The organism is Marinomonas maritima (genome assembly GCF_024435075.2).
GTDB lineage: Bacteria > Pseudomonadota > Gammaproteobacteria > Pseudomonadales > Marinomonadaceae > Marinomonas > Marinomonas maritima.
Genome location: NZ_JAMZEG020000002.1, coordinates 769,626 through 787,164, shown reverse-complemented (window position 1 = coordinate 787,164; position 17,539 = coordinate 769,626). Strand labels below are relative to the sequence as shown.

17 protein-coding genes are annotated in these 17,539 nt (G+C 42.6%); 8 read left to right on the top strand and 9 right to left on the bottom strand.

Going from position 1 to position 17,539, the window contains the following annotated elements:
• Positions 1 to 3: 3 nt before the first annotated feature.
• A complete protein-coding gene (locus tag M3I01_RS09700) occupies positions 4 to 426 on the bottom strand; it encodes a MaoC family dehydratase (RefSeq protein ID WP_255895645.1) in 423 nt (140 codons plus the stop codon).
• A 67-nt stretch (positions 427 to 493) separates the two neighbouring features.
• On the opposite strand from M3I01_RS09700, the gene M3I01_RS09695 reads away from it, so the two are divergent.
• From M3I01_RS09695 to yjjG, 7 genes are all read left to right on the top strand, one after another.
• Positions 494 to 1,138 (top strand): HAD-IIIA family hydrolase, encoded by a 645-nt coding sequence (locus M3I01_RS09695; protein WP_255895644.1) that lies wholly within the window; start codon positions 494 to 496, stop codon positions 1,136 to 1,138.
• 3 nt (positions 1,139 to 1,141) lie between these two features.
• Complete coding sequence (gene sppA, locus M3I01_RS09690; RefSeq protein WP_255895643.1) at positions 1,142 to 2,161, top strand: signal peptide peptidase SppA; 1,020 nt, start codon at positions 1,142 to 1,144, stop codon at positions 2,159 to 2,161.
• Positions 2,162 to 2,351: 190 nt separating this feature from the next.
• Complete coding sequence (locus M3I01_RS09685) at positions 2,352 to 3,116, top strand: hypothetical protein (protein WP_255895641.1); 765 nt, start codon at positions 2,352 to 2,354, stop codon at positions 3,114 to 3,116.
• Positions 3,117 to 3,169: 53 nt separating this feature from the next.
• Positions 3,170 to 4,084, top strand: a complete 915-nt coding sequence (gene prmB, locus M3I01_RS09680; RefSeq protein WP_255895640.1) for a 50S ribosomal protein L3 N(5)-glutamine methyltransferase — start codon at positions 3,170 to 3,172, stop codon at positions 4,082 to 4,084.
• Between the two features lie 3 nt (positions 4,085 to 4,087).
• The gene (gene aroC, locus M3I01_RS09675) at positions 4,088 to 5,185 is read left to right on the top strand and encodes a chorismate synthase (RefSeq protein ID WP_275565054.1); all 1,098 of its coding nucleotides are present in this window, start codon (positions 4,088 to 4,090) and stop codon (positions 5,183 to 5,185) included.
• Positions 5,186 to 5,273: 88 nt separating this feature from the next.
• Positions 5,274 to 5,855, top strand: coding sequence for an inosine/xanthosine triphosphatase (yjjX, locus tag M3I01_RS09670; protein WP_255895639.1), 582 nt, complete (start codon positions 5,274 to 5,276; stop codon positions 5,853 to 5,855).
• A 24-nt stretch (positions 5,856 to 5,879) separates the two neighbouring features.
• Entirely contained in the window at positions 5,880 to 6,560 is a 681-nt protein-coding gene (gene yjjG / locus M3I01_RS09665) for a pyrimidine 5'-nucleotidase (RefSeq protein ID WP_255895637.1), read from the top strand.
• Positions 6,561 to 7,104: 544 nt separating this feature from the next.
• Here yjjG and M3I01_RS09660 read toward each other — a convergent pair.
• Together M3I01_RS09660 and M3I01_RS09655 are read right to left on the bottom strand one after the other, a co-directional pair.
• Positions 7,105 to 7,338: a hypothetical protein gene (locus M3I01_RS09660; RefSeq protein WP_255895635.1), complete on the bottom strand. Its 234-nt coding sequence runs from the start codon at positions 7,336 to 7,338 to the stop codon at positions 7,105 to 7,107.
• Positions 7,339 to 7,379: 41 nt separating this feature from the next.
• Positions 7,380 to 8,084, bottom strand: a complete 705-nt coding sequence (locus tag M3I01_RS09655; RefSeq protein WP_275565053.1) for a pirin family protein — start codon at positions 8,082 to 8,084, stop codon at positions 7,380 to 7,382.
• A gap of 126 nt (positions 8,085 to 8,210) precedes the next feature.
• On the opposite strand from M3I01_RS09655, the gene M3I01_RS09650 reads away from it, so the two are divergent.
• On the top strand, positions 8,211 to 9,116 hold the full coding sequence (locus M3I01_RS09650; RefSeq protein WP_255895626.1) for a LysR family transcriptional regulator: 906 nt from the start codon (positions 8,211 to 8,213) through the stop codon (positions 9,114 to 9,116).
• Positions 9,117 to 9,307: 191 nt separating this feature from the next.
• On the opposite strand, the gene M3I01_RS09645 is transcribed toward M3I01_RS09650, so the two are convergent.
• The 6 genes from M3I01_RS09645 to M3I01_RS09620 all read right to left on the bottom strand — a co-directional run bounded on the left by M3I01_RS09645 (position 9,308) and on the right by M3I01_RS09620 (position 17,512).
• A complete protein-coding gene (locus M3I01_RS09645; RefSeq protein WP_255895624.1) occupies positions 9,308 to 10,480 on the bottom strand; it encodes an MFS transporter in 1,173 nt (390 codons plus the stop codon).
• 259 nt (positions 10,481 to 10,739) lie between these two features.
• On the bottom strand, positions 10,740 to 13,337 hold the full coding sequence (locus M3I01_RS09640; protein ID WP_255895622.1) for a heavy metal translocating P-type ATPase: 2,598 nt from the start codon (positions 13,335 to 13,337) through the stop codon (positions 10,740 to 10,742).
• 32 nt (positions 13,338 to 13,369) lie between these two features.
• The gene (locus M3I01_RS09635; protein ID WP_255896131.1) at positions 13,370 to 13,780 is read right to left on the bottom strand and encodes a MerR family transcriptional regulator; all 411 of its coding nucleotides are present in this window, start codon (positions 13,778 to 13,780) and stop codon (positions 13,370 to 13,372) included.
• A 145-nt stretch (positions 13,781 to 13,925) separates the two neighbouring features.
• Positions 13,926 to 15,215 carry an NAD(P)/FAD-dependent oxidoreductase gene (locus tag M3I01_RS09630; protein WP_255895621.1) on the bottom strand — a complete coding sequence of 430 codons (1,290 nt, stop codon included), beginning with the start codon at positions 15,213 to 15,215 and terminating at the stop codon, positions 13,926 to 13,928.
• 79 nt (positions 15,216 to 15,294) lie between these two features.
• Positions 15,295 to 15,744 carry a YaiI/YqxD family protein gene (locus M3I01_RS09625; RefSeq protein ID WP_255895620.1) on the bottom strand — a complete coding sequence of 150 codons (450 nt, stop codon included), beginning with the start codon at positions 15,742 to 15,744 and terminating at the stop codon, positions 15,295 to 15,297.
• Between the two features lie 118 nt (positions 15,745 to 15,862).
• Positions 15,863 to 17,512, bottom strand: a complete 1,650-nt coding sequence (locus M3I01_RS09620) for an electron transfer flavoprotein-ubiquinone oxidoreductase (protein WP_255895619.1) — start codon at positions 17,510 to 17,512, stop codon at positions 15,863 to 15,865.
• Positions 17,513 to 17,539 lie beyond the last annotated feature (27 nt).

The window sequence follows — 17,539 nt, the reverse complement described above, 5'->3', positions numbered from 1 at the left end:
TGATTAAACTGCGGCTGGCAACATAATAGTCGCCTCACCTGTTACAACCACTTTACCTTCACACTCGCACACCGTTTTTAGCGTCGCTCGGCGACGACGCACATTAATATCCGTCACAGTCACTGTTGTCACAACTTCTTGTCCAATAAAAACAGGCGATCGAAATTTCAGTGTTTGCTCTAGGTAAATGCAGCCAGGTCCAGGTAGTTGCGTGCCAATCGCGGCAGAAATAAACCCGGCCGTTAGCATGCCATGAGCAATTGGTTGACCAAAAGAAGTGGTTGCGGCGTATTCTGCATCTAGGTGAACGGGATTGGTATCGCCAGTCACTTCCGCAAAAGCCTGCACATCTGCTTTGGTCACCGTTTTACGATACTCAACACTTTGATCAATAGAAAGTTGCTCTAATGTATAGCCAGAAGTCATTACCAATCCTTATATTGTATTTTATCGCTATGGTACACTTTCGGCGCGCCATTCTTAAGAGGTATCTATGGTTAAGTTAGTGATTTTTGATTGGGACGGTACCTTATTCGACTCCATCGATAAAATTTGTTTTAGCATGTTACAAGCGGGGCAATTAGCAAAGGCGCCAGCTAGAGAAAAAGAGGATATAAAAAACACCATTGGTTTATCGCTGGATAAAGCCGTTGCAGTCGTTTGGCCTGAACTATCGATGACAGAGCAAAACATCATTATTGAGCATTATAAAGGCATTTATGTCGCGGCAGATCAAACGCCAGCAGAGGCGTATCCAGGCGTGATTAACGTATTAAACCAACTCCAAGGTGCCGGCGTAAAACTAGCGGTTGCTACGGGGAAAAGTCGTAAAGGGCTTGAAAGAGCCATGACATTGACCAATACAAACCATTACTTCATTACAACGCGGTGTGCCGACGAAGCATTGTCTAAGCCTGATCCTTTAATGCTTGAGCAAATACTCACGGAATTGAACATAGCACCAGAGCACGCGATCATGATTGGTGACACAGAATACGATTTAAACATGGCAACCCATGCCGGCATGAAAAGCATCGGAGTCACCTACGGCGCACACCATGAAATCCGCCTTAAAGCTTGCCAGCCACATGCGCTCGTGAACGATTTCAATCAATTATCAACTATTTTAGGGTTATAAATAATGAGCTGGACTGAAGACGAAGATAAAAACGAATCGCTTAATCAAAATACAAATGCGCCTAAGCAGCCAATTGAATCACAAGTAAAAGAGAATCTAGACCCGAACAAAGAAATTTGGACATTACTTGAAAAGACACTCAGTGAGAATCTTATCGAGAAACGACGCGCCAGACGCTGGAAGATCTTTTTTCGATTTTCAATGCTGACCATCATATTGGCGGTTATAGTTGGGTGGTTTATGCAATCTAATTTGCAAGATGCCAGCTTAGAAGATGGTATCGTCGCGATGATTCCAATGCGTGGCGTTATCGGCGCTGATGCAGAGATTGAGTCGTCAGACTTTGTTAACTTACTTGATGACGCCTATCAAAATAGCCGTCTTAAAGGCGTTATTATTGAAATGAACAGCCCAGGCGGTAGCCCTGTTCATTCCGGCATTATTTATGATGCTATTCGCGCTAAAGAGCAGGCTTATCCAGAGATTCCGGTATTAGTAGTCGTTGAAGATATGGCTGCTTCAGGTGGGTATTATATCGCGTCTGCTGCCAGTGAAATCTACGCAGACAAAGCCAGCTTAGTAGGCTCTATTGGTGTGATTTCTTCAGGTTTTGATGCCAGCAATTTACTTGAAAAAATTGGTGTGGAACGTCGCACTTTCACTGCGGGTCGCAATAAGGCTTTTCTAGACCCATTCTCACCAATGACAGACGAAGCCAGAGACAAATGGCAAGCCGTGCTAGATGAAACGCATCAGCAATTCATCAATGCAGTTAAAGAGGGCCGTGGCGACAGACTGACGATCACCGATGATGTCTTTTCTGGCATGGTGTTCACCGGTTCTCAAGCGGAAAGGATTGGCTTAATAGATGGTTTATCTAGTGTTAATGAACTACTAAACACGCGCTTCCCCAATGCTACGCCCATTTTCTTTGAAGCTAAGCAAGACTCATGGAGAGAACTGGCCAAAGAGTTTGGTGTCGAAATGGCCACAAAAATACTAAGCACTACCCGTATTCAATAAAGGCTATTTCTCTTTCTAAAAGCCCCTAGGGGTTTTTTATTGCCTAAAATAAGAGGTTGGCGCGTTTTTACGGAGCTAGAAACTGTCTAGAAAACTGAGTCCATACTGACTAACGGCTTATGTATAACTTATGATATATTTAATAAAATAAATTCTGTATTTATCAAATCGATACACTAGGAACAAATCCATGGCTCGTAAAGCAAACATAGCACGAGAAGAGATTCATCAAGCCTGCTGGGAGTTAATAGAAAAAAACACTTTCCCTAACATCCCTCGTTTAGCCGAGCATTTTTCCCTAAAAGATGGGCGACGCTGTTCAAACACCACCTTTATGAATGCTATTGCAGAATGGGAAGGCGCTTATAAAGAGCACCAACAACACCAACTTCAAGAGCTAAGTGACACTTTGCTACCGATTTTTAAACGATTTTCAAGAGAAGTCACACAAAATCTCGGGCAGTTACTTGATGAAAAATCAACTGATTTAGAGCAACATCAAATACGCAAACAAGAAGCCACGGAGGGTGGTTTCCTATCCTTGTCTTCCGCCTTGATAGAACTACAAGAAACACATGACGCATTAACAATAGAACACAAAAAAAATTGCTCACACTCAGAAGACTTACAAAAAAAATTAGCCTTTAGTGATCAACGATATCAAGATGTGCTCTCCCACAACCATGTATTAAACAGTCAGTTAAAACAGGAGCAAAAGGACAATGCCGAACTTAGAATAAACCTGTCCCAAAAAGAAGTAGATCTTGCCAAGCAAGACAATCAACTGACGTTACTCAAACAAGAAAACACCAAACTCGTCGCAGAACTAAAGAACAATCAGATCAAGCAAATAAAAGGTGAGGCTGAAAGATGGCTAGAAATAACAAAAAAACTGGACACACTGACAAGTTCAATAGAAACCATCAATCACAAAGATAGAGGCTCAAAAAAATAACCGTTATAATGTGGCTCTAGCCAAACACGCGCACATATTATTAAGAAGAGATGATGAGTAATAAACAATCAGCAATTCGTGATTTAACCACTATCAAAGACTATATTCGCTGGACTTTCAGTCGATTCAAACAAGCCGATTTATTTTATGGCCATGGCACCGACAACCCTTGGGATGAAGCCGTTCAACTTGTTATGGGGGCATTAAAGCTACCGCTTGATTTTGATCGTGACATGCTCGATTGCACTCTGACGTACAATGAAAAAAAACACATTTTGAAATTAGTACACACTCGCATCACCAAACGAGTACCGCTGCCTTATTTGCTGGGCGAAGCTTGGTTTATGGGCCTGCCATTCAAGGTCACTAAAGACACCTTAATTCCTCGCTCTCCCATCATTTCTTTATTAGAAAGCGAGTTTTCCCCTTGGCTCAAAAATTATCCTTTGAGTATTCTAGACATGTGTACGGGTTCTGGTTGTTTGGGTATTGCCGCCGCATTAGTCTTTGAAGACGCTCACGTTGATATAACGGACATTAGTGAAAACGCGCTGCTGGTCGCCAATGAAAATATTGTACGCCATCAAGTAGAAGACAGAGTGAAAGCCATCCATTCTGATATGTTTAAAGGGTTAATAGGAAAACAGTACGACCTTATTATTTGTAATCCGCCTTACGTAGATGCTGAAGACTTTAAAAACGCCCCAGCAGAATTCCGTAATGAACCTGAATTGGCGCTTACCTCCGGTGAAGATGGCCTTACTTTCACCCATGATTTTTTAGCTCAAGTCGGGCATTATCTGCACGATGACGGTATATTAGTATACGAAGTAGGAAATACTGAAAACGCATTACAAGCTTCATACCCTAGCACCCCCTTTATGTGGGTCGAACTAGAGCAGGGTGGAAATGGCGTTTTTATCCTCACCAAAGAACAACTCAGCGAACTATTACAAGAGCAGAAATAGCCTATGTCTGGTAATACATTTGGAACACTCTTTAAAGTCACCACCTTCGGTGAAAGTCACGGTATCGCGCTTGGTGCGATTGTTGATGGCTGCCCACCGGGAATAGAAATCTGCGAAGCGGATCTGCAGCGAGATTTAGATCTGCGCAAACCAGGAACCTCCAAACATACGACACAGCGTCGCGAAGCAGACGAAGTGAAAATCTTATCTGGTGTATTTGAAGGCAAAACAACTGGTACACCAATTGGCCTAATGATTGAAAACACCGATCAACGCTCAAAGGATTATGGCAACATCGCGGACACTTTTCGTCCAGCGCATGCCGATTACACGTACGATCAAAAATATGGCTTCCGTGATTATCGTGGCGGCGGCCGTTCGTCCGCTCGTGAAACCGCAATGCGAGTCGCTGCCGGCGCTATCGCTAAAAAATATTTAAAACAACAGTTTGGCATTCAAATCCAAGGATTTTTGTCTCAGCTTGGCCCCATCAAACTTGCCGTTAAAGATTTAAGCCAAGTATATGAAAATAGTTTTTTCAGCCCAGATCCCGATGCGATACCTGAGCTTGAAAAATACATGACGGCTTTACGTCGAGAAGGCGATTCTGTCGGTGCAAAAATCACCGTCATTGCTACAAACGTCATGCCTGGGCTAGGCGCGCCAGTATTTGATCGTCTAGATGCAGACATCGCCAAAGCCATTATGAGTATCAATGCCGTGAAGGGTGTTGAAATTGGTGACGGCTTTGACGTGGTCGAACAAAAAGGCAGTGAACATAGAGATGAAATGACACCAGAAGGCTTTTTAAGCAATCATGCCGGTGGCGTTTTAGGCGGCATATCCTCTGGACAAGACATTGTCGTTCATATGGCGTTAAAACCCACGTCGAGCATTACTATTCCTGGTAAAAGCATTGATCGTGCCGGTAACCCAATAGAAGTCATCACCAAAGGTCGACACGACCCTTGCGTGGGCATTCGCGCGACACCGATTGCAGAGGCGATGCTGGCATTAACCATTATGGATCACCTGCTAAAACACAGAGCGCAAAACGCGGACGTCATTTGTCCAACGCCAATTATTAAAGGGCAAGCGTAGCTCATTCAGAATGCCTTTATGAAAGCCGCTTTTTTTAAAAAATAGCGGCTTTTTTGTCATTATTTAACACCTACAAGAAGGTGACTATATGGTTGTTAAAACAGGTTCTACCGTCATCCGTATCTGTGTTGGATCAAATAATCCGGTTAAAGTCGGCGCTGCAAAACAAGCTTTTACACTCATGTATCCTAATCACATCGTGCATTGTGAAGAAATACATGCACCATCTGGCGTAGCAGACCAACCGATGACAGAAGCAGAAACACGACTTGGTGCCCAAAATAGAACACATTACTGTGCTCGGTATTATAATGAACAACAAAGCGACTCGGACATTGATTATTTTGTTGCAATGGAAGGTGGTGTCGATAAATTTGAAGAGGGCGCAGCGACCTTCGCTTATGTGGCGATTTTAAGCAACAAGGGCGTATTAATGACGGGGCGTTCTGCGAATTTGCCACTACCCAGCAAGGTCTATAAGCGGCTACAAGCCAATGAAGAGCTTGGTGTGGTTATGGATGATATATTTAATACATCTAATATTCGGCAAAAAGGCGGAGCAATTGGTCTATTTACCAACCACGCAGCGACCAGAGAAAGCATTTACACCCAAGCCTTAGTGCTTGCATTAGCACCATCATTGCATCCAGAGCATTATTCAGACCAATAAACTTTGTATATAAAAGTAGAAAAAATGAAGTACCAATGGATCTTATTTGACGCTGACGAAACGCTTTTTCATTTCGATAATTTCGCAGGTTTAAAACACATGTTCGCTCAACATGGCGTAGCGTTTGAGCAGACAGAGTATGATGAATACCAATCACTAAATAAGCCACTTTGGGTTGAATACCAGAATGGCAACATCAGTGCAGAACAGCTGCAAACACGTCGATTTCAACGCTGGAGTGATACATTAGCGATTAGCACAAAAGAACTTAATAAACAGTTTTTAGACGCTATGGCGGACATTTGTAAAACATTACCTGGCGCTTTAGAGCTAGTAACGTACCTGCATGAAAGCAAAGTGAACATGGGTATCATTACCAATGGATTTGCACAGCTTCAGCATATACGCCTAGAAAGAACCGGTTTTTTACCATATTTTTCACCCGTCGTTATTTCAGAACTCGTTGGTGTTGCCAAACCGCATCCAAAAATATTCGAAGACGCATTAGATAAAATGGGCAGCCCAGATAAAAAACACGTACTCATGGTCGGTGATACACTTGAATCAGATATTCTAGGTGGCAATAATTTTGGTTTTGATACTTGTTGGTTAAACCGTCATAGCAAACAGCATCCGGCAGAAATAACACCAACACATCAAATCAGCTCGTTAACAGAGTTGCTGGTTTGGCTGAAGGAGCAATAAGAGAAATACAATATTACAGGTTTTTTCAAGGAGTCTATTTCCACTTACTATTTCCGATAAATGTTATTATCGGAAATAGTAAGTGGTTGTGTATTACGTTGATAGTATTACTGTTTTGGTACGTTATTGTCGATTTGTCGATTCCACTAAATGTGGATACAAATTATTCATATTTAGTGAAAACGTCTCACATAATTTGGTACAGAATTACCAGTAACAGAAGGAAAATTCACACAATCTGATACAGATAACTTAGGATAATTATGAGCATTGGAATTTATAGGATCACCGATCCGGTTTGGCTGTGCCTGTTATTTATCTCATAGTATTAATTGTTAATGTAGATCGCCTCTTCTATTCATTCGAGTTGCCAGGTCGTTCCAGTTTTTGAATTGTTCTGGGTAACGTACTTTGCTCATAAATATCTCTCAATTAGATCATTTTATCTAACTAAACTGACTACCATTGGGCTTTTCAGAATGTAAGGCGCGCAGCTCGACTTGATCGCATGTTCCTTAAAACTCACGGCATAAATGAGATTGTATTAATCAGATTTTTTGTTACGTAATAAAATCAAATTAGCTATCGGCATCACTACATAAGAAACAATAGGCACAATGGTCCCAACAGATGCGATTACATTGATCCACTTATTGTAGGGTAGAAACGGCTTGAGAAAGTCAGGAATAAAATAGACCAAGGGCACTAAGGTCAAAAATGTAATCAGTGTCATAACATGTTCACTAATTTTCTGATTACTCTGCGGACAATTATTCATGATGTACTCCTTACTTAAATCACCAATATGGCCAGAAAGATTCACGTTTGTTGACTAACTACAAGCATATGTAAATTTTGTTTGGCAATTATCGTTGTATTTTGACTGTGGACAAGGTCGCCTTCTTCAGCAAGATGCATACACTTTTCACCATTGACATGCGGCTCAGTAAATGTGCCTTTCCCGGTAATCACATAGCTTAGTTGTTTACCAGTTAACGTCATGCGTTCACTCGTCTGCAAATGAACAATGTCAATAACAGTAGGGCTTGAAAAGGTTTCTGATTGGGATTCGTCCCCACCATAAATTCTGGTCATTCCATCCAGCTTAGGTCTGTAAAACTTATAAGCTGCGCGCTGCCCTTTTACCTCTGGCAATACCCATACCTGCAGCATTCTGTTTTTACAGTTGTCAGGATTAATTTCGTTATGTTCAAAACCTTCCCCACCTGCCCGTTGTACCTGCACATCTCCCGCGGCCAGATCCTTACCATGCTCCAGCGAACCTTCATGGCAGACTCGCCCTTTAACAATCACAGAGATAACATCAATCTCACTATGAGGGTGCATGCCGGATTCTCCCTTAGGCTGATATTGAGCATCCGCGAGATAAACCATGCAACCCAATCCTTCCCACGTTTGCGGCTCCTTATGACGGCCGAAAATACGGCTGTCAGTTACTAGACGGTGTTCTTTAATACCGGAAACCCCCCCTAATAATAATGAATCTCTTGATAATATTTGCATGACTAACTCCGTTGAAGCATTTGTTTTCTTAGTTGATGAGGCTATCTTATGGAATAAGTGTTGTTTAATAAATAGCCTTAATTTAAAATGATAATTCCATTTACAACAACAATAGAGGTTCACTTTATGGCTGGTTCAATAGACTTAAATGAGATGATGCTGTTTGTTGCCGTTATTGATGCTGGCAGCTTTACCTTAGCGGCAGATCGTTTAAATATTCCTAAAGCAAATTTGAGCCGTAAAATTTCCCATCTAGAGCAGCGATTAGGGGTAACTCTGCTTGAACGTACTACTCGTTCTCAGCACATTACTGAGGCCGGTAAACATTATTTAGCTCACTGTCGGCGCATTCATCAGGAGGTTGATTTAGCCGAAGCTTGCATTGGAAAAATATTGAATAAGGTTGATGGCCATCTGCGTGTAAGCTCATCCGTAGGGCTGGGCCATGAAATTCTTAAACCCGTACTTGGGCAGTTTATGTTTCTATATCCGAATGTTACTCTGCAATTTGACCTGTTAAATCGCCGCGTTGATTTAATTGAAGAAGGATTTGATCTAGTCATTCGTATTGGCAAGTTGGAAGATTCACGCTTAATAGCCAAACGGTTAGGCACCATTACTCGTAATATTTATGTAAGCCCGAATTATTTAGCCCAGCATGGCCACATAGAATCACTCGAGCAACTGGGTAAATGTGATTTTCTAATGATGAGCAGTGCTCAATATTGCGGACGTTTATTATTAGAATCGAAAAAAAGGCAGCACGTATTAAATCTGGCACCTAAAATGATTGTGGATGATTATGTAATCCTAAAAGAAATGGTCGTAGAAGGTTTAGGTGCGGGAGTCATCCCGAATTATATGTGTCAGCAAGAGCTGGAAAATGGAGCATTGGTGCAGATACTACCGGACTGGGGGATCCCTACTGTCGATGTCTATGCCCTTTACCCCAAGCACAGACTCAACATTCCCAAGGTAAAAGCCTTTATGGACTTCATTCAGGCGGTATTTAATCAAAGACTGACCTGCTAAATATAAATTCACTTTCTTTTAATCCACCTTAGTTGCAGGTGTAGCGATCAAGTGTAACTATTAAAAATCAATAACTTAGAATTATTCAACTCGTACCATTTTTAGTGGATCTAACAAATCTCTGTTTAATGAGAATGAACAAAATCCAAAGGATGACGGTTCGTTTTCTTACCGTATATATATGGACTTTGTTACGCGACCCTTTCTTTCAGTCCCTTTATCGTAGCTCGTCGATTCAACCAGACCATTACTAAGCCGATAAAAGACAACAACGCCGCTGCGGTTGGAATCCAGTCAAAACCAAAACCAATGCTGATGACTAATCCACCTAATGCTGCACCTAATGCATTCCCTAGGTTAAACGCACCGATATTAATAGAGGATGCCAATCCAGGCGCTTGACTAGCGATTTTCATTACTTGCATTTGCAATGGCGGTCCACTGCCAAAAATAACCATACCCCACAGTAATATAGTGATGCCAGCGCCAACCACTGACGTTGAAGTAAAGCGAAACATAACCAACACCAGTACTTGCAAGCCAAGAAATACAAATAACGCTAAATCAGGCGATTTATCGGTCACCTTGCCACTAATGTAATTTCCTAGCGTAAAACCTATCCCTGTTAACGCCAGCATAATCGCAATCGCATTATCCGATGCTTGTGCTAAAGTCTGCATGATTGGCGCAATATAGGTATAAAGCGTAAACATAGAACCAGCGCACATTACCGTTGTTGCAAATGCTCTTAATGCAGCAGGTTGCATTATCGCTTTAAGCTCATTTTTGACATTTGGTCTTTTAGGCAAAGGCATCGTCGGCAAACTACGGCTAATACCAACAATCGCGATAACACCTAACACGGCTGTAACCGCAAAAGAAATGCGCCAATCGAACGTTTGTCCTAACCAGGTAGTGATAGGAACGCCTACGATATTGGCAATCGTTAGCCCAAGAAAGATGGACGCAACCGCAGAGCCTTTTTTGTGATACGGCGCAAGGTTCATCGCAACCACCGCACCAATACCAAAGAAGGCACCATGTGAAAGACTGGTGATAACACGCGATATTAAAAAGGTTTCGTAATTAATAGAAAGTGCAGACAACACATTGCCCACGACAAAAATAATCATTAACGCAAGCAAGGATGTTTTGTGGCTGTAGCGGGTTAAATACAGGGTAATCACTGGTGCGCCAATCATGACACCGATCGCATAAGCGCTAATCAACAGCCCTGCCGCAGGTATAGAGGCATTAACGCCGTCCGCAATGACGGGTAATAAGCCCATAGGCATGAACTCTGTGGTGCCTAATCCGAAAGTACCAAGAGCAATGGCAAAAATACCCCATTGATAAGCAAGCATAATCGCTCCGAAGTTTGTTAAAATAATGGCTGATGTTTGGTTTGTTTAACACTGCAATAAAATAAGCCAAGAGCTCCCTCTTGGCTTATTTTTAGCGCTCGTATACTACAACACTTACACAACAATTACTTTCTCAAAACAATATTGTAAAACGTTCAACTCGATTTTTTATTATTTTTCCTGCGTTTCCCCGGCCACCAAAACCAATAGACAACACACACAATAAGTAAAAAACCTAACAAATTAATGAGCTCGCTCATTATACTTCCTCCGTCTTTTGTATATCTGATCGTGTCACGCGGAATAACCTTAGCCGGTTAGCATTGGTGACAACAGTAACTGAGGACAATGACATCGCTGCGCCAGCGATAACTGGACTCAAAAGCCAACCGGTAAAAGGAAACAAAATACCAGCGGCAATTGGGATACCTAAGGTATTGTACGCAAAAGCTCCCCATAAATTTTGCTTAATATTTCTGAGTGTGGCTTTGCTAATTTGAATTACATCCGCGACACCTTTAAGGTCATTGTGTATCAAGGTGATATCCGCACTTTCCATGGCAACATCGGTCCCCGCCCCCATAGCAAACCCGACATCAGCCTGAGCCAAAGCGGGCGCATCATTAATACCATCACCAATCATCCCCACCACTTCATTTTCCTCTTGAAGCCGCTTTACCCAGTTCAATTTATCATCCGGCATGAGCTGAGCATGATAATCCTCAATCCCAACGTTCTTAGCCACACTCGCTGCTGTCTCTGGATTATCTCCAGTCAGCATAACAATTTTCAAACCTTGCTTCTTAAAGCTCGAAATCGCTGCTTTCACGCCTTTTTTGATGGGGTCTTCAATATAATATATGGCCATTAAAGATGCCTCGTCAGCAAGGTATGCCCGTGTGGCATCACTGTATTGGCTTTCATCTTTCGTTATGTCCAAATGAATCCCTTTCTCTTGCATTAGGCGCTCATTACCAAGATAAAATATTTTCCCCTGAACGTTCCCTTTCACCCCCAATCCAACAAGAGACTCAAACTCATCAAGTATCGTTTTATCATTTCCATCTAAATGTTTTTGACAATATTGAAGAAGTGCATCCGCTAACGGATGGTTCGCTCGCGCTTCTAGGGCGGAAACAACCTGTGCCACAAGTATTTTCTGAGAAGAATCGGCTAACCACTGCTCAACCACTTTAGGCTTACCTTCGGTTATCGTACCGGTTTTATCCAATACAACAACGGTCAACTCGCTGGCTCTTTGCAAAGCGTCTCCATTACGAATAAGACCTCCGTATTCTGCCGCCTTACCAACACCTATCATGGTTGATATGGGCGTCGCCAATCCCAGAGCACAAGGACAAGCAATAATCAGTACAGATATGGTTGTTACCAGCATATAAGAAAAGACCGATTCATTGCCTAGATTGAACCAAGCCAATGCCGTCAAAATAGCAATGATAATCACGCTAGGAACAAAAATAGCGGACACTTTGTCGGCCAGCACACTAATGGGCGGTTTTGAGTTCTGTGCTTTACCCACCATCGTTATGATTTGTGCAAGCAAGGTATCTGCACCGATACGCGTCGCGTTAAATAACAAGCTGCCTTGACCATTTACCGTACCTGCCGACAACAAACTGCCGGTGATCTTTTCGATAGGCGCTGCCTCACCAGTCAACATAGATTCATTCACCGTTGAAGAGCCTTCTAATACCTCACCATCAACAGGGATTTTATCACCAGAGCGAACTCGAAGAATGTCCCCTACTTTAATGTCTGAGACATTGATGCGTGACTCGCTCTCGCCTTCTACTCGAGTGGCCATTTTAGGTCGAAGGTCCAAAAGGCGATGCAGGGCTTTACTTGTCTTACGGCGAGCACGCAATTCTAAAGCCTGACCAAGATTGATCAAACCGATGATCATGACGGACGCTTCAAAATATAAGTGATTCGTATTCTGCGGAAACCAGTCTGGCATCAATACAACAAGCATAGAATAAAACCAAGCGCTCCCCGTTCCTAACGCGATAAGCATGTCCATGTTTGCTTGATGAGTCGAAAACGCTTTCCAAGCACCACGAAAATAATGTTTACCCGCTTGAACCATGATCCACAGTGTTAAAAGCCCAACCAAAAGCCAAACGATTCTATCAGTGAGCGAGCTCAGCATCATATTTCCACCCAAAACGCCGTAGAGCATCAATGGAATACCCAGCCCTAACCCAAGCGCTGACGCCTTACATTTGTAACGATACTCAGTCAGTTCTCTTTGACCTCGCTCTTCCTCACTTTTTTCAGCGTCTTGAATCAGGCTTGCTTGGTAACCCGTATCATCGACCGCTTTAATGAGAGCATCTAAAGACCCTTTTGTAACAACCTGAGCGGTATGGTTGGCAAAGTTAACTTCTGCTGAAACAACACCTTCTGAACTCGACAAAGCCATTTGCACTGTATTCACACAACTCGCACAGGTCATACCAGAAATAGAAAGCTGATAGTTTACTGAGCTATCTGGACGTTCTGATGTGATTTTTTTGGCTTCTGCCTCATCCGGCTCTACTTTATCAGCGTCTGCTTTGGGTTTTGCACTCTCTTTTGAATGAGCTTGCTCATTGCTATCTAGAATGCCCAAAAACTGATAACCTGCGTCTTGAACACTGACCTCTATAGAAGCCAAAGAAAGCCCTGATATCACCCGTAATTTGTGCTCTTTAGGGATTCCTTCAACAATGGCTTCTGGGCTTTTCTCTTGGATCATCTTGCGTACTTTTGATACACAACCTTGGCATGACATGCCAGTTACGTTAAGCTCTAACGCTACCACTGGGCCGATGCCGACTTCTTCTGGACGATTCATTTTTACCTCCTTCTATATCTCTGCTTATAGCGTTATTCAGTGCTTTCCCATTCTTCTATCAAACAACAAATCGAATGACCATCAGGGGCGCCATTTGGCATATTTTCCCAAACGGCCAACGCGTCTTCCATTTTCACTAAATGGGCTTGAAGCTGGGCTATTTTCAATTTGGTTTCGGGTACTTTTTTTTGCAATAGATCTCTAACCATAGGGCAAGGTGAGTCACCACTATCCGACTGCTGAAAGATCTCTTCTATTTGTTTTAGACTAAACCCTAACTCACTGGCTTGACGAATAAAGTGCAATCGCTGCAATCCCACGTTATCGTAAAGTTGATAACCATTATTCGGATCTCGCTTAGCATCGATCAATCCTAATCGAGTGTAATGACGGACAGTCTCGGCCGTTACACTGGCTTTTTTGGCTAGCTCGCTCACTCGCATAATAATTCCTTTAAGAGATTTCAATAACATCAGTGTAAAACCTATAGGTAGCACATAGGTCAAGCTTTTCTAAGTAAAATTTAAAACAAAAAAAACCGAGATCATAATGACTCGGTTTTTATTATTACAGTCTTGTATAAGGATATTAATGCAGTTTCAATTTTGGCTTAACAACCTTACCAATTTTTTGAGCCGCCATAATCACCGTTGCCTTCACCCAACCATGTATGGCTATAAGGTGTAATCGATACAAAGATACGTAAACAAAGCGAGCAATGCGCCCTTCAATAAACATCGATCCACCCATTAAATTACCCATCAAATTACCTACCGTACTGTAACGACTCAAGTTCACCAAAGAACCATAATCCTTATAGACGTATTCTTTCTGAGGCTCACTTAAGAACGACGCTTTGATGTTAGCAAAAACTAAAGACGCCATTTGATGTGCAGACTGTGCTCTTGGAGGAACAAACGAACCGTCGGCTTGCTTGCAGGCACAACAGTCACCAATCACATAAATATTTTCGAACGCCGTTGTTTGCAATGTTGCTTTTACCAATATTTGGTTATTTCGAGTCGTTTCAAAACCTTCAATCTTTGCAACAAAATCGGGAGCTTTTACGCCAGCGGCCCAAATCATCAGATCCGCATCAATATTTTTTTCGTCCGCCGTCTCAAAACCGCTATCATAAGCGCGTACCACGCGAGTTCCTTGACTGACGGTAACACCAAGTCGAACTAACTCTTTGGTGGCTAATGCAGCTACTCGCTCCGGTAGTGCCGGTAATATTCGCGCTCCAGCTTCAATCAGTTGGACATTCACGCGCTTACCTGACATTTCAGGCATCCCATAAGCCTTGAGCATATCGGCAACATGGAACAGTTCTGCAGACAGCTCTACACCCGTTGCGCCGCCCCCCACAATGGCCAATTTAAGCTTAGCGTCAGTTCCTTCTTGATGGACCCGCAAGAATTGATTTAGTAGGGCTTGCTGGAAACGCTCGGCTTGTTTATGAGAGTCTAGAAAGTAACAATGGTCAGACACACCAGGCGTTCCAAAATCGTTACTAACACTCCCCACAGCCATGATCAAAATATCGTAGGAAATGGTACGTTCCGGTAGTACTGTGTGACCCATATCATCAGACAGAGAATCCAGTGTCAGCGTTCGCTTCTCTGGGTCAACACCCATTAACGTGCCTAATTGAAACTGATAATGATGTTTGGCGGCATGCGCTCTGTAATTTAAGCCATCACTGTTAATGTCAATCGACCCAGTTGCCACTTCATGCAGCAAAGGCTTCCAAATATGTGTCTGACTCCGATCAATAAGCACGACCTCTGCTTGGCGTTTTTTACCAAACGCATGGCCTAGCTTAGTAACTAATTCCAAGCCACCTGCACCACCGCCAACAATAACGATTTTTTTCATATGAACTCACCTATAAATATTGAATAATCTGGAAAATATCCATAAAACACTTTCCAGATGACTCAATGAAAGGACAGCGTCACCGAACTCTTTGTGCTAACAGCTTATCTAGCGTATTCGCAAACGCCATACGATCTTGCTGACTGAAGCTTGCTGGGCCATCTGTTTGCATTCCAGAAGCACGCATTTGTTCCATAAAGTCACGCATACCGAGTCTTTGTTTGATATTTTCTTTGGTATACAGTTCGCCACGAGGGTTAATCGCCAAGGCGCCCTTGTCGATCACATCCGACGCTAATGGAATGTCTGCAGTAATAACCAAATCATGAATATCAATGTTATCGACAATGTAATCATCTGCAACATCAAAGCCAGAACTCACCACACGGCGTTCAATCCATTTTGAAGGCGGAATAGCGATGGCTTGGTTGGCCACTAGAATACATTGAATTTCAACACGTTCGGCGGCACGAAAAAGAATGGTTTTAATAACATTAGGACAGGCGTCGGCATCAACCCATAAGCGCATAGTATTCCCCTTTTTGTAGGGTACTATTATTCATCAGGCGCAGGGTGAAATCCAGTAGCGAATGAGAACAAACGGAGCACAGATACATGATCCGTTTGCATATGATCTATAACTTGTATTACATATTTGGGTAATTCGGTCCGCCAGATCCCTCTGGTGTTACCCAGGTTATGTTCTGCGCAGGGTCCTTAATATCGCACGTTTTACAGTGAATACAATTTTGTGCGTTTATTTGGAAAATGGATTCATTATTCGATTCTACAATTTCGTAAACACCGGCAGGGCAATAGCGCTGAGCAGGCTCAGCAAACTTCATCAAATTACTTTGCACTGGAATGTTTGGATCTTTCAATTGTAAATGACACGGCTGGTCTTCTTCATGATTCGTGTTAGACAAGAATACGGAAGATAACTTATCAAAACTCAGCAATCCATCCGGTTTTTTGTACACTGGTGCAACATGCTTTTCCGCTAATTCTAAACTGGCGTAATCTGGCACCATATCATTGAACGTGAATGGCAAGCCTCCAGAGAAAATATTCTGATCCAACCAGTTGTAAGCTCCACCCCAGAAAGTACCAAGCTTATGCATTACAGGCACGAAATTGCGAGCCTGCTGCAATTCTTTCCCTAACCAAGAGTCACGCAGCGCATCATTAAATTGATGCAACTCTGTCGGTGGATTTTCTGTCTGCAATGCATCAAAAATAGTATCCGCCGCCAACATACCGCTTTTCATTGCCGTATGCGTCCCTTTGATTTTTGCAGGGTTAAGTGTGCCAGCATCACAACCAATAACCAAACCGCCTGGAAAGCTCATTTTAGGTAATGATGCCCAACCGCCTTTCGCAATCGCTCGGGCGCCATAAGAAACACGTTTTGCGTCTTTTAAATGCGCTGCAATCACCGGATGGTGTTTGTATTTTTGAAATTCATCATACGGGCTTAAATACGGATTTTTGTAGTTTAAATCGACGATTAATCCGACAGCCACTTGGTTATTTTCTAAGTGGTATAAAAAACCGCCGCCGCCAGCTTCATTACCTAATGGCCAACCCGCCGTATGAATAACAGTACCTGGCTTACTTTGAGACTCAGGCACATCCCACAATTCTTTAATACCCAAACCATAATGCTGAGGAGCCTTGCCTTTATCAAGCTCAAAGTGGGCCATCAACTCTTTACCGAGATGACCTCTGCAACCTTCAGCGAAAATCGTATATTTTGCTTTTAATAGCATACCCGGCATAAAACCGTCTTTTTCAGCTCCATTCGCAGCAATCCCCATATCACCTGTAATAATGCCTTCCACATTACCATCCGTGTCGTAAGAAAGGTGAGCCGCCGAAAAGCCAGGAAAAACTTCCACACCTAATGATTCTGCTTGTTCTGCAAGCCAGCGGCTAAGATTGCCAAGACTAATGATGTAGTTACCATCATTGTGCAAGGTTTTCGGTACCATCCAATGGTTTAATAATCTTGAGTCTTTTTCAGAACTTAACCAAAGTAATTCATCACTATTCACCTGAGTATTTAATGGTGCTGCCTTTTCTTGCCAATCAGGAAATAGTTCTGCGAGAGCCTTTTGGTCAATAACAGCACCAGAAAGAATATGAGCACCGATTTCAGAACCTTTCTCAACCAAACAAACACTAATCTCTTTCTCTTCTGCTTGGGCTCTTTGCATAATGCGACAAGCTGCCGATAACCCTGCTGGGCCACCACCAACAACCACAACATCAAATTCCATTACTTCTCTGTCTGTCATACTGCCTCCAATAACTGGCATTATTGT